18 protein-coding genes are annotated in these 19,895 nt (G+C 67.1%); 9 read left to right on the top strand and 9 right to left on the bottom strand.

What is annotated here, in order from left to right; translation table 11 throughout:
* Positions 1 to 35: 35 nt before the first annotated feature.
* From AC4OR5_RS12825 to AC4OR5_RS12815, 3 genes are all read left to right on the top strand, one after another.
* Complete coding sequence (locus tag AC4OR5_RS12825) at positions 36 to 629, top strand: DNA-J related domain-containing protein (RefSeq protein ID WP_034024468.1); 594 nt, start codon at positions 36 to 38, stop codon at positions 627 to 629.
* Positions 630 to 787: 158 nt separating this feature from the next.
* Entirely contained in the window at positions 788 to 1,387 is a 600-nt protein-coding gene (locus tag AC4OR5_RS12820) for a Yip1 family protein (protein WP_003082455.1), read from the top strand.
* A 167-nt stretch (positions 1,388 to 1,554) separates the two neighbouring features.
* A complete protein-coding gene (locus tag AC4OR5_RS12815; RefSeq protein ID WP_003082453.1) occupies positions 1,555 to 2,052 on the top strand; it encodes a SprT family zinc-dependent metalloprotease in 498 nt (165 codons plus the stop codon).
* A gap of 1 nt (position 2,053) precedes the next feature.
* Here the strand turns inward: AC4OR5_RS12815 and AC4OR5_RS12810 are convergent, their stop codons facing one another.
* The 4 genes from AC4OR5_RS12810 to AC4OR5_RS12795 form a co-directional block, all read right to left on the bottom strand.
* A complete protein-coding gene (locus tag AC4OR5_RS12810; RefSeq protein ID WP_003082450.1) occupies positions 2,054 to 3,235 on the bottom strand; it encodes a CaiB/BaiF CoA transferase family protein in 1,182 nt (393 codons plus the stop codon).
* A gap of 88 nt (positions 3,236 to 3,323) precedes the next feature.
* Positions 3,324 to 4,463: an acyl-CoA dehydrogenase family protein gene (locus tag AC4OR5_RS12805; protein ID WP_003082447.1), complete on the bottom strand. Its 1,140-nt coding sequence runs from the start codon at positions 4,461 to 4,463 to the stop codon at positions 3,324 to 3,326.
* A gap of 101 nt (positions 4,464 to 4,564) precedes the next feature.
* Positions 4,565 to 5,584 carry an LLM class oxidoreductase gene (locus AC4OR5_RS12800; RefSeq protein WP_023095944.1) on the bottom strand — a complete coding sequence of 340 codons (1,020 nt, stop codon included), beginning with the start codon at positions 5,582 to 5,584 and terminating at the stop codon, positions 4,565 to 4,567.
* Positions 5,581 to 6,210, bottom strand: a complete 630-nt coding sequence (locus AC4OR5_RS12795) for a glutathione S-transferase family protein (RefSeq protein ID WP_003140525.1) — start codon at positions 6,208 to 6,210, stop codon at positions 5,581 to 5,583. Before AC4OR5_RS12795 ends, AC4OR5_RS12800 begins: the two co-directional genes overlap by 4 nt.
* A 200-nt stretch (positions 6,211 to 6,410) precedes the next feature.
* On the opposite strand from AC4OR5_RS12795, the gene AC4OR5_RS12790 reads away from it, so the two are divergent.
* A complete protein-coding gene (locus AC4OR5_RS12790; protein ID WP_003109209.1) occupies positions 6,411 to 7,301 on the top strand; it encodes a LysR substrate-binding domain-containing protein in 891 nt (296 codons plus the stop codon).
* Positions 7,302 to 7,375: 74 nt separating this feature from the next.
* Here AC4OR5_RS12790 and dctA read toward each other — a convergent pair whose 3' ends face one another.
* On the bottom strand, positions 7,376 to 8,686 hold the full coding sequence (gene dctA, locus AC4OR5_RS12785) for a C4-dicarboxylate transporter DctC (RefSeq protein ID WP_003133810.1): 1,311 nt from the start codon (positions 8,684 to 8,686) through the stop codon (positions 7,376 to 7,378).
* 335 nt (positions 8,687 to 9,021) lie between these two features.
* Here dctA and AC4OR5_RS12780 point away from each other — a divergent pair, with 335 nt between their 5' ends.
* The gene (locus AC4OR5_RS12780; protein ID WP_031285730.1) at positions 9,022 to 10,023 is read left to right on the top strand and encodes an AraC family transcriptional regulator; all 1,002 of its coding nucleotides are present in this window, start codon (positions 9,022 to 9,024) and stop codon (positions 10,021 to 10,023) included.
* A 3-nt stretch (positions 10,024 to 10,026) separates the two neighbouring features.
* Here the strand turns inward: AC4OR5_RS12780 and AC4OR5_RS12775 are convergent, their stop codons facing one another.
* The 4 genes from AC4OR5_RS12775 to AC4OR5_RS12760 form a co-directional block, all read right to left on the bottom strand.
* Positions 10,027 to 13,389, bottom strand: coding sequence for a diguanylate cyclase (locus AC4OR5_RS12775; protein WP_033975791.1), 3,363 nt, complete (start codon positions 13,387 to 13,389; stop codon positions 10,027 to 10,029).
* 101 nt (positions 13,390 to 13,490) lie between these two features.
* Positions 13,491 to 14,837 carry a two-component system sensor histidine kinase PhoQ gene (gene phoQ / locus AC4OR5_RS12770; protein WP_023106981.1) on the bottom strand — a complete coding sequence of 449 codons (1,347 nt, stop codon included), beginning with the start codon at positions 14,835 to 14,837 and terminating at the stop codon, positions 13,491 to 13,493.
* On the bottom strand, positions 14,834 to 15,511 hold the full coding sequence (gene phoP / locus AC4OR5_RS12765; protein ID WP_003082436.1) for a two-component system response regulator PhoP: 678 nt from the start codon (positions 15,509 to 15,511) through the stop codon (positions 14,834 to 14,836). Before phoP ends, phoQ begins: the two co-directional genes overlap by 4 nt.
* A 79-nt stretch (positions 15,512 to 15,590) precedes the next feature.
* Positions 15,591 to 16,193 (bottom strand): outer membrane protein, encoded by a 603-nt coding sequence (locus AC4OR5_RS12760; RefSeq protein ID WP_003082431.1) that lies wholly within the window; start codon positions 16,191 to 16,193, stop codon positions 15,591 to 15,593.
* Positions 16,194 to 16,414: 221 nt separating this feature from the next.
* On the opposite strand from AC4OR5_RS12760, the gene napE reads away from it, so the two are divergent.
* From napE to napA, 4 genes are read left to right on the top strand one after another with little or no spacing between them, the layout of a single operon-like run.
* A complete protein-coding gene (napE, locus tag AC4OR5_RS12755) occupies positions 16,415 to 16,582 on the top strand; it encodes a periplasmic nitrate reductase, NapE protein (RefSeq protein ID WP_003082429.1) in 168 nt (55 codons plus the stop codon).
* A gap of 8 nt (positions 16,583 to 16,590) precedes the next feature.
* Positions 16,591 to 17,082: a ferredoxin-type protein NapF gene (gene napF, locus AC4OR5_RS12750; protein ID WP_058156991.1), complete on the top strand. Its 492-nt coding sequence runs from the start codon at positions 16,591 to 16,593 to the stop codon at positions 17,080 to 17,082.
* Entirely contained in the window at positions 17,075 to 17,404 is a 330-nt protein-coding gene (locus AC4OR5_RS12745) for a chaperone NapD (protein WP_003082422.1), read from the top strand. The genes napF and AC4OR5_RS12745 overlap by 8 nt, the downstream gene beginning before the upstream one ends.
* The gene (napA, locus tag AC4OR5_RS12740; RefSeq protein ID WP_003107632.1) at positions 17,385 to 19,889 is read left to right on the top strand and encodes a nitrate reductase catalytic subunit NapA; all 2,505 of its coding nucleotides are present in this window, start codon (positions 17,385 to 17,387) and stop codon (positions 19,887 to 19,889) included. The genes AC4OR5_RS12745 and napA overlap by 20 nt, the downstream gene beginning before the upstream one ends.
* The last annotated feature ends 6 nt before the right edge of the window (positions 19,890 to 19,895 follow it).

Below are 19,895 nucleotides of genomic sequence, written 5' to 3'. Positions count from 1 at the left end.
CAGCCCCTCCCGACGCCCGATGCTAGTCTTGCCCCATGACTCCCGACCTCGACCACCGCCTCGACCTCGCCGAGCAGATCCACTGCCTGCTGCGCGAGCATCCCGAGGGGCTTTCCGAATACCAGTTGATCCAGCTGCTGAAGGCCCGCCATTCGACGCATATCCCCCATCGCGAACTGGCCGACAAGCTGGTGCTGTTCCGCACCCATTTCCTCCTGTTCAACGCGCTCTACCACCTGCGCGACCACCTCTGGGCCGAGCGCGAGGCGCATCTGGAGATCAGCCCGCTGAACCTGTGCCTGCACCCTTACGTGGCCGGCACGCAGGCACTGGGACAGGGCGATCCGCTGCGCGACTACTACCTCGACCTGCGCCACCTGGGCCAGACCAGCGAGGCCGACGTCGAGCGGCTGCTGCAGAGTTTCTGGACGCGCATGCAGGGCAGCGAGGAGAAGGCCGCCGCCCTCGCCCTGTTCGAGCTGGAGGGCGCGGTCGACTATCCCGCCATCAAGCTGCGCTACCGGCAACTGGTCAGCCAGCACCATCCCGACCGCGGCGGCAGCACCGCGCGCCTGCAATCGATCAACAAGGCGATGGAAATACTGCAACGCTATTACAGCCGGCCGTGAAGCTTCGATTTGCTCTAACCTCGCGAGCGACGCGGGCTCGGGCCGTTCCTATACTGCGACATAAGGTCGCATAGGTCGGCCGAGCACCGGGTGGCGCTGTCCATGCGCGCCCGGCGCTTCGCTGGGGGGCGACCACATAAGAACGAGGAGGAAACGGCATGATCCATCATGTATGGGGGCTCTTCACCCATCCCGATCAGGAATGGCAGGAAATCCGTGGCGAAGAAGAAAGCATCAGCCACATGTACCTGACCCATATCCTGATCCTGGCTGCCATTCCGGCGATTTCCGCCTATATCGGCACGACCCAGGTCGGCTGGGTGGTCGGCGGCGGCGATCCGGTCAAGCTGACCCAGGCCAGCGCGTTGCAGATGACGGTCCTCACCTACCTGGCGATGCTCGCCGGGGTGGCGGTGATGGGCGCGTTCATCCACTGGATGGCGCGGACCTACGACGCCAACCCGAGCCTGACCCAGTGCATCGTGTTCGCCGCCTACAACGCCACGCCGCTGTTCATCGCCGGGCTGGCGGCGCTGTATCCGCACCTCTGGCTGGGAATGATCGTCGGGGTGGCGGCGATCAGCTACACGGTCTACCTGCTCTACGTGGGGATTCCCACCTTCATGAACATCCACAAGGACGAAGGCTTCCTGTTCTCCAGCTCGGTGCTGGCGGTGGGCCTGGTGGTGCTGGTGGCGATGATCGCCCTGTCGGTGATCCTCTGGGGCAGCGGGGTCGGTCCGGAATACACCAGCTGACGTCCAGCGAACGCATCGTACGACCGGGCCGCGGGCAACCGCCGCCCGGTTTTTTCTTGCCCGCCGCCGCGCTTGCCTGATCCTGCACCCCGGACGAGCGGTCGTCCCGACGCCTGCGCCCGCCCTCCTGTCTCCGGCATAATCGCCCGCTGCTGGAGTCTTCCCGAATGCCCGAACACCTCAACGCCCGCGTCGAGGCCTGCTATCGGCAGGCCGAACACTTCTTCCAACGCAGCTTCCCCCGCCCGACCGTCAGCTTCCGCCTGCGCGGCCAGAAAGCCGGGGTCGCCCACCTCGACGAGAACCTGCTGCGCTTCAATCCCCAGCTGTACCGCGAGAACCGCGAGCACTTCCTGGAACAGACCGTGGCCCACGAAGTCGCGCACCTGATCGCGCACCAGTTGTTCGGCCCGCGCATCCGCCCCCACGGCGAGGAGTGGCAGTTGATCATGCGTGGCATCTACGGCCTGCCGCCGGACCGCTGCCACACCTACGCGGTCAAGCGCCGCGCCACCACCCGCTACCTGTACCGCTGCCATTGCCCGGAGCACAACGACTTCCCGTTCTCCCCGCAACGCCACACCCTGGTGGCCAAGGGGCGCCGCTACTACTGCCGGCGCTGCAAGGCGACCCTGGTGTTCACCGGCGAAGTGCTCCGCGAGTGATTCAGGCGATGGCCCCGGCCGCCTTCAGCTCGGCGATCCGTTCGGCGGAGTAGCCCAGGCCTTCGAGCACCGCCACGGTGTCGGCGCCGAGCGCCGCGCCGATGTGGCGAGGCGCCGGCAGGCCGGCGGAAAACTTGATCGGACAGGCCATCTGCGCCTGGCTGCCGCCGTCCGCCAGCGGCACCCGGGCGACCAGCCCGCGCGCCTGCAACTGCGGGTGTTCCAGCGCCTCGGAGAGCGGCAGCAGCGGCTCCACGCAGGCATCCAGGGCGGCGAACACCGCCTGCCATTCGGCGAAGTCGCGTTTCTCGAACTCCATCTCGATCTCGCGCTTCAGCGCCCGCTGCTCTTCCGGCTTCGGCGACAGGCCGCGGGCGGCCAGTTCCGGGCGGCCGATGGCGGCGCAGAACTGCTGCATGAACTGCGGTTCCAGGCTGCCCACCGAGAACCAGCGGCCATCGCGGGTGCGGTAGTAGTCGTAGAAGCTGCCGCCGTTCAGCGCCAGCGCCTCCATCTCCGGCTCGACCCCGGCCGCGAGATAGCCTGCACCGGCCATGCCGTTCAGGCTGAAGGCGCAGTCGGTCATGCTGATGTCGACGAACTGCCCCTCGCCGGTCTGCTGCCGGTGGATGACCGCCGCCAGCAGGCCCATCACGCCATGCAGCGAACCGCCGGCGAGGTCCGCCAGTTGTACCCCCAGCGGCAACGGGCCACGTTCGCGGCGCCCGGTGTAGCTGGCGACGCCGGCCAACGCCAGGTAGTTGATGTCATGCCCGGCGCGCTCGCGGTACGGCCCGGTCTGGCCGTAGCCGGTGATGGCCACGTAGATCAGCCGCGGGTTCGCCGCCTTCAGCGCCTCGTAGCCGACGCCGAGCTTGTCCATCACCCCCGGACGGAACTGTTCGAGGACGATGTCGTATTCGCGTACCAGCTCCAGCACCACCTCGCGTGCGCCCTGCCGCTTCAGGTCGAGGCCGATGGAACGCTTGTTGCGGTTCAGGTAGGCATGGCTGGCCGAGGTGCCGTCGACGTGCGGCGGCAGCACCCGCACCAGGTCCATGCGCCCGGGCGACTCCACGCGCAGCACGTCGGCCCCCATGTCGGCCAGCAGCAGCGAGGCGAACGGCCCCGGCAGCAGGGTCGAGAAATCCAGCACTTTCAACGATGACAACGGGCCTTTCATGCTCCCTCCTCTGGGTCGCCGGGCATTGGTCGGGATCGCCTGCCGAGCAGCCTATCCACCCGCCGCGCGGCGCGACATGGCCGTGGCGTCAGAGCTTCATGCCGCGGCTGATGATCTCTTTCATGATCTCCGAGGTACCGGCGAAGATCCGCTGGATGCGGGCGTTGGCGTACATCCTGCAGATCGGATACTCCCACATGTAGCCCCAGCCGCCATGCAGTTGCACGCCTTCGTCGACCACCTTGCCCAGCAGCTCGGTGGTGAACAGCTTGGCTTCGGCGGCGACCTCGGGGGACAGCTTCTTCTGGTTGTGGTCCATCACGCAGCGGTCGGTGAAGACCTGCGCCACGTCGATCTGGGTACGCATTTCGGCGAGCTTGAAGCGGGTGTTCTGGAAGTGCGCCACCGGCCGGCCGAAGGCCTGGCGCTCCTTCACGTAGTCGATGGTCGCCTGCAACGCCGCCTCGGCCCCGGCCACCGCGCCGCAGGCGTTGGTCAGGCGCTCCTGGGCGAGCATGTTCATCAGGTAGAAGAAGCCGCCCTTGGCGTCGCCCAGCAGGTTTTCCTTCGGCACCCGCACATTGTTGAAGAACAGCTCGGCGGTGTCCTGGCTCTTCATGCCGAGCTTCTTCAGGTTGCGCCCGCGCTCGAAGCCTTGCATGCCGCGCTCCACCAGGAACAGGCCCATGGCGTGCTTGTTCGCCGGATCGGTCTTCGCCGCGACGATCACCAGGTCGGCCAGCAGGCCGTTGGAGATGAACACCTTGGAGCCGTTGAGCAGCCAGTGGTCGCCCTTGTCCACCGCGGTGCTGCGCATGCCGGCCAGGTCGGAGCCGGCGGACGGCTCGGTCATGGCCACGGCGAGGATGGTCTCGCCACGGACGATCCCCGGCAACAGGCGGGCCTTCTGCTCGGCGCTACCGTATTCGGCGATGTACGGCCCGCACAACGCCGAGTGCAGCGGGATCATGAAGCCCGGCTCGTTGATCCGCGCCAGCTCCTCGCACATGATCTGCTCGTAGCGGAAGTCCTTGAGCCCGGCGCCACCGTACTCCTCGTCCGCCCAGGGCAGCAGGAAGCCCATCTCCCCCGCCTTCCTCCAGACAGCGCGGTCGACCACCCCGGCCTCTTCCCAGGCGTCCTGGTGCGGCACCACCTCTTTGTCGAGAAAGGCGCGGAAGGCATCGCGGAACAGGTTGTGTTCGGTCTCGAAGATCTGCCGTTGCATGTACGGGGACTCCCTGCGGTCAGTGGTTCCGCAGGGTAGGCGGCGCCGGCCGGCGCCCTCAATGACGCGAGCGCTCAGGCTCGGTTGACCGAATCGGTCAGCTACCAGTCCATGCTCGCCGGCTGCACGCCCGGGTGGGACGGGAACAGCGGCAGCACCTCCTCGGCCAGTTCCTGGATGACTTCCGCTGCCGGCCTGGCGGAGAACTGGATGCCCAGGGCGGCATGGTTGACGCCCGCCGCACGCCATTCGCCGAGCAGCTCGATCAGGCCGTTGCGCCCGGTGCGCAAGACGTAGCCGCCATGCAACGACGTACGCGGATACGCCGGGTCGTCCACCAGGTCCAGCCATTCGTTGGTCATGTGCGGGCGGAACCCGCCGTCCGCGATGGACATCCTCCAGGCGCGGATCTTCCCGGCCAGGCGACGTGGTCCGGACGCATCGACAGTCGACTCCGGATAGGTCAGCCAGCCATCCGCCTGGCGTGCCAGCCAGTCCGCCGGCTGCCGCGCGGAGCCGGTGACGACCAGCGGGATGGCGCCGGCCGGCGGACGCGGCAACAGTTCGGCGTCGTCCAGCGTACCGAGCGGCGAGGCGACGTGCCGGCAGCCATGCAGCAGTTGGCGCAGGTAGTCCAGGCCCTGGGCGAACCGCTCGCCGCGCTGCGCATGCTCCAACCCGTAGGCGGGGAACTCCACCGGCCGGTCGCCGGAGGCGAGGCCCAGCACCAGGCGTCCGCCGGACAACCGGTCGACGCTCGCCGCGGCCTTGGCCAGGTCGACCGGTTGGCGCAGGGAAAGCACCGCGCTGCCGGTGGCCAGGGCGATACGGCGGGTCCGCGCGGCCAGATAGCCAAGGTAGGTGAACGGGTCGAACACTTGTCCGGCATCGCCGAAGCGTGGGTCGAACAGCGGTACGTCGCGTACCCAGACGGCGGCGAATCCCAGTCGATCGATGTCTTCGACCAGCCGCGCCTGGCCCAGCAGCACCCGCATGTCGCCCTGGTAGAAACGCAACGGCAGGAACAGGCCCAGGGTCAGCGCGTCTGCGGCGAACATGCGCCGATAGCCAGGGTGCCCGACGAAGGCCGGCGCCGAGGCGCCTTGCAGCAGGGCGCTCATGGACCCACCGCCGGTTCCGGCAGGACGATCCCGCGCTGCACCGCAGGCCGCAGGGCCATGCGCCGGTGCCAGTCGTCCAGGTGGCGATAATGGCTGAAGTCGAAGTCGACGATCCGCGCCGTATGGGTCCAGCCGAAGGTGGCGATATCGGCGATGGAGTATTGCTCACCGGCCAGCCAGGGCCGTCCGGCCAGGCGCTGGTCGAGGGTGGCGAAAACCTCCTCGGAGAGCCGCCGATAGCGTTCGATGGCCGGCGGGTACCGCTCTTCGGCGAAGATCTCGAAATGCACGCGCTGGCCGAGGATGGGCCCCATGCTGGAAGCATGGAAAGTCAGCCAGGTCAGGGCCTCCCAGCGTTCCCGTGGGGCGTCGGGAAGCAACCGCCCGCTGGTCTCCGCCAGGTACTGCAGGATCGCCGCCGACTCGAACAGGGTGATGCCGGCGGCCCGGTCTACCAGCACCGGTATCCGGCCATGTGGATTCAGGCGCAGGAATTCCGGGCGGCGTTGCTCGCCATGGTCGATGCGAACGTGGTGCAGTGCGTAGGGCAGCCCCAGTTCCTCGAGGGCGATGGTGATCTTGAATCCGTTGGGTGAACTGTCGCTGTAGAGCTGGAGGGAAGGCATGGCAAGTATCCTTGCAGCGCTGGACTATCCGGCGCCTGGGCGATGGGGCGGCGCCGACCGGGGAAACCGCCTCGGCCGCTTCCCGCACACCGAAGAAAGCAGCTAGGCTAAAGTCTCTCGTTTCGCCACACATGCTGAAGCTCAGGTCGGCGGATGAAAAACGATCCTTTCTACAACCTGTTTATAGAAAAACTGAATTCATGGGTGCCGTCCTCCCGCTCCTCGCGCTACGCGCTTTCGTCGAAACCGCCCGCCATGGCAATCTCACCCGCGCAGCCGCGGCCATGGGCGTCACTCCCGGCGCGGTAAGCCAGCAGCTCAGGGCTCTGCAGGCGCGCACCGGCGTCGTCCTGTTCCAGCGCTTCAGCCATGGCATGCGCCTGACGCCGGAGGGCGAGCAGGTCTATCCCGGCCTCCGCCAGGCCTTCGAGCAGATCACCGCGAGCCTTGCCCAGCTGGAGGCGATCAATGCCCGCCAGACCCTCACGGTCAGCACCGAGCCCTCCTTCGCCGCCACCTGGCTGGTGCCACGCCTCGGTCAATTCAGCGCGTCGCACCCGCAGGTGGAAGTCCGCGTGGAGGCTACGGCACTGCTCGCCGACCTGCGCCGGGAACGAATCGACGTCGCCATCCGCCACGGGCTCGGCGACTACCCCGGACTCGACGTGCAGGCGCTGATGGCCCCGCCGCTGATCCCGGTGGCCAGCCCGCGCCTGCTGGCGGAAGGCCCTGAGATCCGCGAAGCGATCGATTGCCTGGCCTACCCACTGTTGCAGGAGTCGGAGCGCAATGACTGGCGCCTGTGGCTGCGGGCGATGGGGGTGGAGGACGACCCGCGCAGCGAGAGAGGTCCGGCTTTCGCCGACGACCTGCTGCTGGTTCGCGCCGCCGAGGCCGGCCAGGGTATCGCGCTGGTACGGGAGATCCATGCCCGCGCCGAGATCGCCAGCGGCCGCCTGGCGGTCGCCCTCGAGCGGCCCTGGCCGAGCCGCTTCGCCTATTACGCGGTGAGCCTGCCAGGAGCGGCGCAACGAGCACCCCTCTCGCTGTTCCTCGCCTGGCTGCGCGAGCAGGCCGCCGCCGAGGCATAAAAAAACCCGCCACGAGGGCGGGTTCGAAGGGCGGCAGGGAGCTCTTCACTTCCCCCTGCCGAACAGGTTTGAGCTTAGACCGCTTCGCGGCCGCCCACCGGAATATCGCTGGCAGGCGACGAAGCGTTGCCCTCGCCGGCCAGTTCGCGCTGCAAGGTGCCCTCGTCGAGCTGCTTGCACCACTTGGAAACCACTACCGTGGCCACGCCGTTGCCGACCAGGTTGGTCAGCGCGCGGGCTTCGGACATGAAGCGGTCGATGCCGAGAATCAGCGCCAGACCGGCGACCGGCAGGTGGCCGACGGCGGAAAGGGTCGCGGCGAGCACGATGAAGCCGCTGCCGGTGACGCCGGCGGCGCCCTTGGAAGCGATCAGCAGCACCAGCAGCAGGGTGATCTGGTGGGTGATGTCCATCGGCGTATCGGTGGCCTGGGCGATGAACACCGCGGCCATGGTCAGGTAGATCGAGGTGCCGTCGAGGTTGAAGGAGTAACCGGTGGGAATCACCAGGCCGACCACCGACTTGTTGCAGCCGAGCTTCTCCATCTTGTCGATCATCCGCGGCAGGGCCGACTCGGAAGACGAGGTGCCCAGCACGATCAGCAGTTCCTCGCGGATGTACTTGATGAAGCGCAGGATGCTGAAGCCGTGGGCGCGGGCGATGCCGCCGAGGACGATGAGCACGAACAGGATGCAGGTGATGTAGAAGCACAGCATCAGTTGGCCGAGCTGCACCAGCGAACCCACGCCGTAGGCGCCGATGGTGAAGGCCATGGCGCCGAACGCACCGATCGGGGCGACCTTCATGATCACGTTGATGATGTTGAACATCACGTGGGAGACGCGCTCGATGAACTCGAACACCGGCTTGCCGTAGCTGCCCAGGCGATGCAGGGCGTAGCCGAAGAGCACGGAGAAGAACAGGACCTGGAGGATGTCGCCGTTGGCGAACGCGCCGACCACGGTGCCGGGGATCACGTTCATCAGGAAGTCGACGGTGCTCTGCTTCTCGCCGGCAGCGGCGTAGGCAGCGATCTTGCTGGTGTCGAGGGTGTTCGGGTCGACGTGCATGCCGGCGCCCGGCTGGACCACGTTGACCACTACCAGGCCGATGATCAGGGCCACGGTGGAGACGACCTCGAAGTACAGCAGCGCCATGCCGCCGGTCTTGCCGACCGACTTCATGCTCTGCATGCCGGCGATGCCGGTGACCACGGTGCAGAAGATGATCGGCGCGATGGCCATCTTGATCAGTTTGACGAAGCCGTCGCCGAACGGCTTCATCGCCACCGCCGTTTCCGGGTACCAGTGGCCGAGCGCGATACCGATGGCGATGGCGACCAGAACCTGCACGTACAGGCTCTTGTAGAAGGGTTGTTTGGTCATGGGCAGAGTCCTCACGGGGGCGCTTCGCCAGTTCCCTGGAACGCGCTCACCGGTAGCGTTACCCCCCTTGCTGGGGAGATTTTTTGTCGTGAACCGCCGCGGCGGAACCTTGCCCAGGCATTGCAGAGGCTGTGCCAGGATGCTCTTTCTCTAAAGAAAATCCTTATATATCAATAAGTTAAATAAAAAATGAAAATTGCATAGCGGGCTAAGCGTGGCGGATTACCGCCCGGCGGGCCGGCTGTGCCGCGCGAGCATGGCGGGAGTCCGCCACCACCCTTGTCGTCTTCCGGGTGGCGCCCTACCATCGCCGTTCCAACAACAAGGACGCCGCCATGCGTGAGCGCACCATCGCCAGCCATTTCGTCCGCGCCGCGTTGCGCGGGGCCACGCGCCAAGGCCTGGACGGCCCCGCCCTGTTGCGTCGCGCCGGCATCCAGCCGGCCCTGCTGGACGAACCGCGGGCACGCATCGCGCCGGAGCAGTTCACCCGCCTGATGCAGTTGCTCTGGGAAGTGCTGGACGACGAATACATGGGCTTCGGCGAAGTCCGCAGCAAGCGCGGCACCTTCGCCATGATGTGCCACACCCTGATTCATTGCCGGACCCTGGAAAAGGCCCTGCAGCGCGGCGAACTGTTCTACGGCCTGTTCCCCCAGGCGCCGCTGATCCACCTGCGGCGCGACGGCGACCTGGTGCGCCTGAGCCTCGAGGAAAGCCACCTGTCGGACCCGGATCACTTCCTCGCCGAAAGCCTGCTGGTGATCTGGCACCGCCTCGCCAGTTGGCTGATCGGCCAGCGCATCCGCCTGGAGGAAGCCACCTTCAGCTACCCGGCGCCGGACCACCAGGCCGAGTACGACCTGCTGTTTCCCTGCCCCCGGCGGTTTTCCGCCGGCTGTACCAGCCTGCTGTTCGCCGCCCGCTACCTGGGCATGCCGCTGCTGCAGGACGAACGCACCCTCAAGCAGTTCCTCCAGCACTCTCCCGCCGACCTGCTGGCGCGCCCGGACGGCGGCGACAGCCTGACCAGCCAGATCCGCCGCCTGCTCGGCCGCGACTGCCGGCGCTGGCCGGACCTCGACCAGGTCGCCCGCCAGCTGCACATGAGTTCGCAGACCCTGCGACGCCACCTGCGCGAGGAAGGCGGCAGCTTCCAGCAACTCAAGGACCACCTGCGCCGCGACCTGGCGATCTACCACCTGGGTCGGGACGAGCTGTCGATCCAGGACATCGCCGAGCAGCTCGGCTTTTCCGAGCCCTCGGCCTTCCATCGCGCGTTCAAGAAGTGGACCGGCCTCACCCCCGGCGCGTACCGGCACCAGGCGGAAGCCTGAAGCTCAGCCCAGCTCCTGGCGACGAAGCCCGCTGCGCAACTGGTCGAGCACCGTGGCGAACGGCTGCGGCCGCCCGACCGCGTAGCCCTGGGCGAAATCCACCCCGAGGCGCGCCAGGTGATCGAGGATTTCCCGGCTCTCGACGAACTCGGCCACGGTCACCGCGCCCAGGCGGTGGGCGATCTGGTTGATGGAGTCGACGATGGCCTGGTCCACCGGGCTCTTGTCCAGGTTGCGGACGAAGCTACCGTCGATCTTGATCACGTCGACGACGAAATTCTTCAGGTAATTGAAGGAACTCAGGCCGGAGCCGAAGTCGTCCAGCGCCACCTTGCAGCCGAGGTCGCGCAGCTTGGCGACGATCCGCGAAGCCACCGACAACTGGTTCATCAACGCCGTCTCGGTCAGCTCGAAGTACAGGCGCTCCGGCCTCAGCGGCGAGTGTTCGATGCGATCCAGCAGGTAAGGCAGGAACAGCGGGTCGTTGAGCGAGTTGCCGGACAGGTTGATGCCGATGCTCAGGCCCTCCACCGCGGCGATCCGCGCGCCGAAGTTGATCAGCGCCTCGTTGATCACCCAGCGGTCGATGCTGGCCATCAGGTTGAAGCGCTCGGCGGCCGGGATGAAGGCGCCCGGCGGAGTCATCTGGCCATCCGGATCGTACAGTCGCAGCAGCAGCTCGTAGTGCCGGTCGCCGTCGCGGCGTGGGCCGACCGGTACGATCTCCTGCGCCTGCAACTGGAAGCGGTCGTTCTCCAGGGCCTCGCGCAGCCCGCTGGCGAGGAGTATGTCGCGGTGCTGGCGCTCCACTTCCTCATGGCCGAACTGGTACACCGAGACCCGGTTGCGCCCGGCATGCTTGGCCGCATAGCAGGCCACGTCGGCCTGGCTCATCAGTTCGCTGGTGCTGCGCGAGGTGGCGGTAAGGGCGGTGATGCCGATGCTCGCGCCCACGTCGTAGAGCCGCCCTTCCCAGGGGAAGCGCACCGAGCAGATCTGCTCGATGAGCTTGCTCGCCACCTGCTCCGCCTCCGCCAGGTCGCAATCGAACAGCAGCAGGCCGAACTCGTCGCCGCCCAGCCGCGCCAGGGTGTCGGAGGCGCGGGTGCGGTCGGCGAGAATCCGGCTCAGCTCGCGCAGCAGCATGTCGCCCGCCGCGTGCCCGGCGGAATCGTTGACCACCTTGAAGCGGTCGAGGTCGATGAAGCACAGCGCATGCTGGGTCGCCCGCTCCTGGGCGTTGGCCAGGGCGCGTTGCAGCTCCTCCTCGAACTTGGTGCGGTTGAACAGCCCGGTGAGGGCATCGTGGGAGGCGTGATAGCTCAGCTCGCGCTGCATCGCCCGGGCCTTGGTGACGTTCTGGAACACCAGCACGGTGCCGATGATCTCGCCATCGCGGGTGCGCACCGGCGCCGCGCAATTCTGGATATCGTGCTGCTCGCCCTTGCGGCTGATCAGCGTGGCGCCGTCCTCCAGGTAGAACACCCGGGTGTTCTGCAGGCAGCGTCGCACCGGGCTTTCCAGGGCCTCGCCGGTGTCGCTGTCGAGCACGTTGAAGACCAGTTCGTGGGGCGCGCCGATGGCGTCCTGCAGGGTCCAGCCGGTCATCGCCTCGGCCACCGGGTTCATGAAGGTCACGCGGCCGCCGGCGTCGGTGGTCAACACGGCATCGCCGATGGAATACAGGGTCACCTGCAGGCGTTCCTTTTCCTCGTGCAGGGTTTCCGCCAGGGTGCGGATCTCGGTGATGTCGCTGTTGATGCCGATCATCCGCACCGGACGGTTGTCCTCGTCGCGCGTCAGCGTGGCGATCGCCCGCAGGTGGCGAACCTCGCGGTTGGGGCGGACGATACGGAACTCGCAGTCGAATTTCTGCAACCCGCTGACGGCGCGCTCCAGCTCGCGCAGCACGCGGTCGTGATCCTCGGCATGCAGGCTCGCCTTCCACTGCTCCACCGTGGTCTCCCCCGGACCGCTGCGGATGCCGTACAGATCGAACATGCGGAAATCCCAGTGCAGGCGGTTGCGCGCCAGGTCCCACTCCCAGATGCCGATCTGCCCGGCGTCGGTGGCCAGCTTGATCCGTTCGGCGAGGCGCTCGCGCTCCAGCTCGGCGCGCTTGCGACTGTCGATATCCTCCACCTGGGTGACGAAGTACTGGGCGACTCCCTCCTCGTCACGCACCAGCGACACGCTGATGCGCGCCCAGAAGGTTTCGCCGTCCTGGCGCAGGTAGCGCTTCTCCATCTGGTAGGAGTTGATACGCCCGGCGAGCAGGTCGCGCACCAGGTCGAGGTCCAGTTCCAGGTCGTCCGCATAGGTGATCTCCTGGAACGACAGCTCGCCCAAGCGTTCGGCGGAATAGCCGAGCATCCGGCACAGCGCCTCGTTGACCTTGAACAGCCGCCCCTCCAGCGACACCAGGGCCATGCCGATCGCCGAGAATTCCATGGCGCCGCGGAACTGCGCCTCGCCGATGGCCACCTGGTGCTGCTCGCGGCGGCTGCGCTCCATGATCACCGAGACCAGGAAGGCGGGAATGAGGGTCAAGGCCATCGGCAGGTACAGCAGCGGCTCGCCGAAACGCTGCTGGGACGACTCGGGGACGAACACGCCGAGGGCGATCAGCACGGCGATGAAACAGGTGTTCAGGCAGCCGATCAGCGCGGTGCCGAACACGCTGGTGCTGGCGGCGGCCACCAGCAGCGGCAGGAGCACGTAGATGAAGGCGTAGGGCAGGCGCGTCAGGGCCACGAAGCTGATCACCAGGGTCACCAGCAGGAGCATCGCGTTGTCCACTCCCGCCCGCCCCGACAGACCGTGACGCCAGGCCGCCAGGTTGCTGGCCATGCATAACGGCAGCAGCGCGAGCATGCCCATCGCATCGCCCACGTACCAGCGCGCCCACATTTCCGGGAAACGCCCCATGCCGAAGACGCTGACCAGCACCGCGCCCACCGAGGCGCCGAGCAAGGGCGGGATCAGCGCGCCGGCCCAGAGCACGCGAACCGCCGAATGCAGGTTGAATTCGAAGTCCTCGCGCACCCGGTTGATGCGTAACAGCATCGCGGCGAAGATCGCTTCGCTCAGGTTGGCCGGCAGGAACGCCGCGCTCATCCACAGGCTGTCGCCATACAGGCGGTTGGCCGCCAGGTTGGCCACGGCGGAGCAGAGCAGGATCGCTGGCCACTGGCGCAGCGGCGCGCGCAGCAGGGCGGCGGTGAGGATCGCGTTGGGCAGCCAGATCGCCGCGACGGTGGCAGGCTGGCGCGACAGGTAGATGCAGGCCAGGGCGGCGAGGAAGAACAGCACACCGGCCTGGATGCCCGCCCACAACCCCCTGTCGTCGGTTTTGCCACTGAACATCCGCTCGAATCCCCGGTACCTGCGTCAAAGGAACTGCGCCAGCCGAACAGACTTCAGCGTAGCGCGGAAACACCTCAGACGTAGGTAACGGCCGCCAAGTCTCAGACTGTAGCGAAACGTATGCGGAAACAGGCACCGCCCAGCTCGGAATCGTCCAGGCTCAGCTCGCCGTCGTAGCTCTCGATGATGTCCAGCGCCACGGCCAGGCCGATGCCCTGCCCCGGGTGCTGGGTATCGGCGCGCTCGCCGCGGCGGATGATCCGTGCGCGCTGCTCGACGGGCACTCCGGGACCGTCGTCCTCGACCCACAGTTCCGAGTAGCCCGGCCCCAGCCGGGCGCCCACGCGGACCCGCCCCAGGCACAGGCGATAGGCGTTCTCCAGCAGGTTGCCAAGCAATTCCAGCAGCGCGCCGCGCTCCACCGGCACGCTGAAGGACGGCGAGAAGTCCCGCTGCAGGCTTACCCGCTTGTCGCGATAGACCTTGTCCAGCGCGTCGCACAGGGTCTCCACCAGCGGCGCCAGTTGCTCGCGATGGCGTACCAGGCCGCTCTTGCGCAGGCTGGCGCGCTGCAACTGATAGCCTATCTGCTGGCTCATGCGCTCGATCTGGCCCTGTAGCACCCGCACCTGCTCGCGGTTGCCGGGCTCCTCGGCGAGCTGGTCGCCGACCCCCTGCAAGACCGCCAGCGGCGTCTTCAGGCTGTGCGCCAGGTCGCCGAGGGAGTGGCGGTAGCGCTCGCGCTGCTTGTGCTCGCTGCGCAACAGGCGGTTCAGCGAGTGGGTCAGGCGCAGCAGCTCGCGCGGATGCTCCTCGCTCAGGCTCTCGCGCTCGCCGGATTCGATCTGGTCCAGCTCGGAACTCAACCCGCGCATCGCCCGGAAGCCCCAGGTCAGGCCCAGCCAGAGCAGCCCGAGCAAGACCAGCAGGGCGCCGCCGAGCCACAGGTAGAGCTGCTCGCGGAACCCCTTGAGCAGGCTCTCGAACTCGCTGACCGATTGCATGGTGACGATGCTATAGGCCGCCTGCTTGCCGCGCAGCAGGTCGATCTCGACGTCGAACACGAAGAACTCCTCGCCCTTCGCGTCGCGGGTGGTGTGGAATTCGTTGCCGCGGCCGTCGTAGCGCGGCGTGTAGTTGATCGACTCGTCGGCCGCCGAGGTGGAGCGCCAGAGCAGATCGCCATTCTGGTCGTAGATGTAGCCGAGGACCTTGGCCTCCGGCAGGTTGAACTCCTCCACCGGCAGGTGCTCGGGCATCACCAGGCGGCCCTTCTCTACCCGCGCCGCCGAGACCAGGGTCGCCACGTCGGCGGCCAGGCGCTGCTCGATGGTGTTCTCCAGGGCGATGCCGAAGGCCCGCTGCAGGGCCGGCAGCAGCGCCAGCATGAACAGCACCGCCAGGGCGGCGGCGCCGAGCATCAGGCGGATGCGCAGGGAACGGATCACCGGCAGCGCTCGGTGAACAGGTAGCCCTGGCCGCGCACCGTATCGATCGGCTTGAAGCCGCCGCAGGCCTCCAGCTTGCGCCGCAGGCGGCCGACCAGCACCTCGATGACGTTGGCGTCGCGCTCCTCGTCGTCAGGATAGAGCTGTTCCATCAGGCGTTCCTTGGCCACCACCTGCTGGTGATGCCGCATGAGGTATTCGAGGATGCGGTATTCGTAGGCGGTCAGCGCCACCGGTTGCTCCTCGACCAGCGCCTGCTTGCGGTTCAGGTCGAGGACCAGGGGGCCGGCCTCGATGGTCGACTGGACGAACCCCGAGGAGCGTCGCAGCAGCGCGTTCAGGCGCGCTTCCAGTTCCTCGAACTGGAACGGCTTGACCACGTAGTCGTCGGCCCCGGCGGCCAGGCCTTCGACCTTGTCCTGCCAGTTGCCGCGGGCGGTGAGGATCAGGATCGGGAAGGACTTGCCCTGCGAACGCAGCTCGCGGATCAGGTCCAGGCCGCTCATGCCCGGCAGGCCGAGGTCGATCACCGCCAGGTCGTGGTGGTATTCGCTGACCCGGTAGAGGGCTTCCTCGGCATCCGGTACCGCGTCCACCACGTGCCCCTGTTCACCCAGGCGGGTATAGAGGTGGTGGCGCAACAGCGCCTCGTCTTCCACTACCAGCAGTTTCATGAGGTTCCTCCGGATGAGATGCGGCCGGACCTTCCGGCCCGGCCATCGAAGCATGCCCTCGCGGGCGCTGCGCGGTCATTTAGAACTTGTAGTTGGCGCCCAGGTAGAATTGCGAGCTGCTGTGCAGGTCCAGGGAGCCCAGCTTGTTGCCGCCATGCGGGGTCATCTCGGTGCTGGCGTTGGTGCGCAGGTAACGATAGCCGCCTTCGATCGAGGCATTCTTGCTCAGCTCCTGCAGGATACCGGCCTGCAGCCCGGCAGCGTAGCCGACATCGCTGTCGCGCTTGAAGCCCTTGCCGTCCTGTTCCAGCTTGACCAGGCCGAGGGTGGCACCGCCGAACAGCTTGGTGTTGTTGTCGCCGATCGGCAGGAAGGCGTCGTAGCTGCCGAGCAGGTTCTGCTGGCGCAGCTTGTTGCCGCTGCTGGTGTCGGAGATGTTCTCGTAGGTCGCGTAGTAGCGGCCCTGCTCGAACTGCTGGCCGGCGCGGATGCCCCAGGTGCCGGTGTTGTCGATCACCTTGTCGAGGTTCGGGCTGTTCAGGTTGCGGTTCAGCGACTTGGACTTCTGGATGTTGTTGCTGGTCTCGCCCCAGGTCAGGCCGACGAAGTTGTCGGCGGCCTGGACGCCGGCGGCGGAACCCAGCAGGGCGGTGGCGATGAAGAGAGTCTTGAGTGCTTTCATGGTGTTTCTCCGTTCTGCGAGAGTCGTGTCGTTCACGGCTTGCAGAGTACGGACAGGGTACTGAACCGCCCCTGAACGCTTGCTGAACCCGGGCTGAACGACTCGCGTTTGCCGGCGAACGCTCTGTTTCCAGGCTGCCGCGCGCCGGCTCGGCGAGGTTTTTGCCCGTACTGCAAGTAGGGTCTAGGCTCTCTACAGTCGCCTGCACAGAGGCTGGGCCAATGAACGAACAACCCGACCAGGGACGCGTCAAGGGCATGGAAGCCAGGCTCTTCCTGTTTCTCGTGATCTGCCTGTTCCCGCTGCTGTCCGTCGCACTGGTCGGCGGCTTCGGTTTCTGCGTCTGGATGTACCAGCTACTGGCCGGCCCGCCCGGGCCGCCGGCCTGAGGTCGGGTATGAGCAGTCGCCGAGAGCTGTTCCGCCGCCTCGGCGGGCACCCGCCGACGCGGCGCCCGCCGTGGACCGCCGCCGACTTCGCCGCAGGCTGCACAGGCTGCGCCGCCTGCGTCGAGGCCTGCCCGGAAGGCGTGCTGAAGCTCGGCGCCGGTCGGCTCGTCGAACTCGACCTCTCCAGCACCGGCTGCACGCTGTGCGGGGAATGCGCCAGCCGCTGCGAGGCCGGCCTGTTCGATGGCGCGCGCCCGGCCTTCCCCTGGATCGCCACGATCGGCGAAGCCTGCCTGGCCCTGGCCGGGATCCACTGCCGCAGTTGCCAGGACGCCTGCGAACCCGCCGCGATCCGTTTCCGCCCGGCCTCCGGCGGCGTCGCCCTGGCCGAGCTGGACAGCCAGCGCTGCAACGGCTGCGGCGCCTGCCTGGCGCCCTGTCCGAGCCAGGCCATCCAACTGCGCGCGCTATCCACCAAGGAGTCTCCACGACATGCCTGAAGCCCTGCAGATCGCCAGCCTCATCCTGCATTGCCGACCCGAGCGACTGCCGGCGGTGAAAGCCAACCTGGCGCTGCTCGACGGCCTGGAGATCTACCAGGAAAGCCCGCAGGGCAAGCTGATCCTGGTGCTGGAAGCCGAACGCGAAGAACAGATTCTCGACACCCTGGGCCAGTTGCAGAACCTGCCTGGAGTGCTCAACGCCGTGCTGGTCTACCACGAGATCCTGCACGACGACGATAGCAACGACGCGGCGGCCATGACCGACCGCGCGATACCGTGCTCGCCCGAGGAGACAATCGATGAACCTCACCCGTCGTGAATTCGCCAAGGCCAACGCCGCCGCCATCGCCGCGGCGGCGGCCGGCCTGCCGATCCTGGTCCGCGCCAGCAACCTGGTGACCGAGGCGGACGTCACCAGCCTGGTCTGGAACAAGGCCCCCTGCCGCTTCTGCGGCACCGGTTGCAGCGTGATGGTCGCCACCCGCGACGGCCAGGTGGTGGCCACCCATGGCGACATCAAGGCCGAGGTCAACCGCGGGATCAACTGCGTGAAGGGCTACTTCCTGTCGAAGATCATGTACGGCAGCGACCGCCTGACCCGCCCGCTGCTGCGCATGAAGGACGGCAAGTTCGACAAGCAGGGCGAGTTCCAGCCGATCAGTTGGGAACAGGCCTTCGACATCATGGCCGAGAAGTTCAAGGCCGCGCTCAAGGCCAAGGGACCGGAGTCGGTCGGCATGTTCGGCTCCGGCCAGTGGACGGTCTGGGAAGGCTATGCGGCGAACAAGCTGTTCAAGGCCGGCCTGCGCAGCAACAACATCGACCCCAACGCCCGCCACTGCATGGCCTCGGCGGTGATGGGCTTCATGCGCAGCTTCGGCATGGACGAGCCGATGGGCTGCTACGACGACATCGAGGCCACCGACAGCTTCGTCCTCTGGGGCTCGAACATGGCCGAGATGCACCCGGTGCTCTGGTCGCGGGTCACCGACCGCCGGCTCAGCGCGCCGCAGGTCAAGGTTGCGGTGCTGTCCACCTTCGAGCACCGCAGCTTCGAGCTGGCCGACCTGCCCATGGTGTTCAAGCCGCAGACCGACCTGATCATCCTCAACTACATCGCCAATCACATCATCGAGAGCGGCGCGGTGAACCGCGACTTCGTCGAGCGCCACGTGCGCTTCGCCCATGGCGCCGAGGACATCGGCTACGGCCTGCGCCCGGACGACCCGCTGGAGAAGAAGGCGAAGAACGCCGACAAGGCCAACACCTGGAGCGACATCGACTTCAAGGCCTTCGCCGAGTTCGTCAAGCCCTATACCCTGGAGCGCACCGCGCGCGAAAGCGGCGTGCCGGCCGAGCGGCTGAAGGCCCTCGCCGAACTCTACGCCGACCCCAAGCGCAAGGTGGTGTCGTTCTGGACCATGGGCTTCAACCAGCACACCCGCGGGGTCTGGGCGAACAACCTGATCTACAACATCCACCTGCTCACCGGGAAGATCAGCGAACCGGGCAACAGCCCCTTCTCGCTCACCGGCCAGCCCTCGGCCTGCGGCACCGCGCGCGAGGTCGGCACCTTCTCCCACCGGCTCCCCGCCGACCTGGTGGTGACCAACCCGAAGCACCGGGAAACCGCGGAGAAGATCTGGAAGGTGCCGGCCGGCACCATCCAGGAAAAGGTCGGCTTCCACGCCGTGCAGCAGAGCCGGATGCTCAAGGACGGCGTGCTCAACGTCTACTGGACCCAGGTCAGCAACAACATGCAGGCCGGTCCCAACGTGATGCAGGAAGTGCTGCCCGGCTGGCGCAACCCGGACAACTTCGTGATCGTCTCCGACGTCTACCCCACCGTCTCGGCCCAGGCCGCCGACCTGATCCTGCCCAGCGCCATGTGGGTGGAGAAGGAAGGCGCCTTCGGCAATGCCGAGCGCCGCACGCAGTTCTGGCACCAGTTGGTGAAGGCACCGGGCGAGGCGAAGTCCGACCTCTGGCAACTGGTGGAATTCTCCAAGCGCTTCACCACCGACGAGGTCTGGCCCGCGGAACTGCTGGCGAAGGCCCCCGAGCTGAAGGGCAAGACCCTCTACGACGTGCTGTTCCGCAACGGCCAGGTCGACCGCTTCCCGGCCAGCGACCTGGCCAAGGGCTACGCCAACGACGAGGTCGACGCATTCGGCTTCTATATCCAGAAGGGCCTGTTCGAGGAATACGCCGCCTTCGGTCGCGGCCACGGCCACGACCTCGCCCCCTTCGACGCCTACCACGAGGCGCGTGGCCTGCGCTGGCCGGTGGTGGACGGCAAGGAGACCCGCTGGCGCTACCGCGAGGGCTACGACCCCTACGTGAGCAAGGGCAGCGGCGTGCAGTTCTATGGCTATCCGGACAAGAAGGCGATCGTCTTCGCCCTGCCCTACGAGCCGCCGGCCGAGGCGCCGGACCAGGACTACCCGTTCTGGCTCGCCACCGGCCGGGTGCTCGAACACTGGCACACCGGGAGCATGACCGCGCGGGTCCCGGAGCTGTACAAGGCGGTGCCCGACGCGCTGGTCTACATGCACCCGGAGGATGCGCGCCAGCTCAAGCTGCGCCGCGGCAGCGAGGTCAAGGTGGTAAGCCGGCGCGGCGAGATCCGCGCGCGGGTCGAGACCCGCGGGCGCAACAAGCCGCCCCAGGGGCTGGTGTTCGTGCCGTTCTTCGACGCCAACAAGCTGATCAACAAGGTCACCCTGGACGCCACCGACCCGATTTCCAAGCAGACCGACTACAAGAAGTGCGCCGTTCGCATCGAACTGCTCAACCTGGCCTGAGGAGCG

The organism is Pseudomonas sp. YA1, assembly GCF_058680555.1.
This window is presented reverse-complemented; position numbering and strand designations above follow the sequence as displayed.

Coding starts and splice junctions, on each gene's coding strand:
- AC4OR5_RS12760 (WP_003082431.1), bottom strand. CDS start 16,193: ATGAAAGCACTCAAGACTCTCTTCATCGCCACCGCCCTGCTGGGTTCC.
- AC4OR5_RS12780 (WP_031285730.1), top strand. CDS start 9,022: ATGCGTGAGCGCACCATCGCCAGCCATTTCGTCCGCGCCGCGTTGCGC.
- napF (WP_058156991.1), top strand. CDS start 16,591: ATGAGCAGTCGCCGAGAGCTGTTCCGCCGCCTCGGCGGGCACCCGCCG.
- AC4OR5_RS12815 (WP_003082453.1), top strand. CDS start 1,555: ATGCCCGAACACCTCAACGCCCGCGTCGAGGCCTGCTATCGGCAGGCC.
- AC4OR5_RS12825 (WP_034024468.1), top strand. CDS start 36: ATGACTCCCGACCTCGACCACCGCCTCGACCTCGCCGAGCAGATCCAC.
- AC4OR5_RS12800 (WP_023095944.1), bottom strand. CDS start 5,584: ATGAGCGCCCTGCTGCAAGGCGCCTCGGCGCCGGCCTTCGTCGGGCAC.
- napE (WP_003082429.1), top strand. CDS start 16,415: ATGAACGAACAACCCGACCAGGGACGCGTCAAGGGCATGGAAGCCAGG.
- AC4OR5_RS12745 (WP_003082422.1), top strand. CDS start 17,075: ATGCCTGAAGCCCTGCAGATCGCCAGCCTCATCCTGCATTGCCGACCC.
- AC4OR5_RS12790 (WP_003109209.1), top strand. CDS start 6,411: ATGGGTGCCGTCCTCCCGCTCCTCGCGCTACGCGCTTTCGTCGAAACC.
- AC4OR5_RS12775 (WP_033975791.1), bottom strand. CDS start 13,389: ATGTTCAGTGGCAAAACCGACGACAGGGGGTTGTGGGCGGGCATCCAG.
- AC4OR5_RS12810 (WP_003082450.1), bottom strand. CDS start 3,235: ATGAAAGGCCCGTTGTCATCGTTGAAAGTGCTGGATTTCTCGACCCTG.
- phoP (WP_003082436.1), bottom strand. CDS start 15,511: ATGAAACTGCTGGTAGTGGAAGACGAGGCGCTGTTGCGCCACCACCTC.
- AC4OR5_RS12820 (WP_003082455.1), top strand. CDS start 788: ATGATCCATCATGTATGGGGGCTCTTCACCCATCCCGATCAGGAATGG.
- AC4OR5_RS12805 (WP_003082447.1), bottom strand. CDS start 4,463: ATGCAACGGCAGATCTTCGAGACCGAACACAACCTGTTCCGCGATGCC.
- dctA (WP_003133810.1), bottom strand. CDS start 8,686: ATGACCAAACAACCCTTCTACAAGAGCCTGTACGTGCAGGTTCTGGTC.
- AC4OR5_RS12795 (WP_003140525.1), bottom strand. CDS start 6,210: ATGCCTTCCCTCCAGCTCTACAGCGACAGTTCACCCAACGGATTCAAG.
- napA (WP_003107632.1), top strand. CDS start 17,385: ATGAACCTCACCCGTCGTGAATTCGCCAAGGCCAACGCCGCCGCCATC.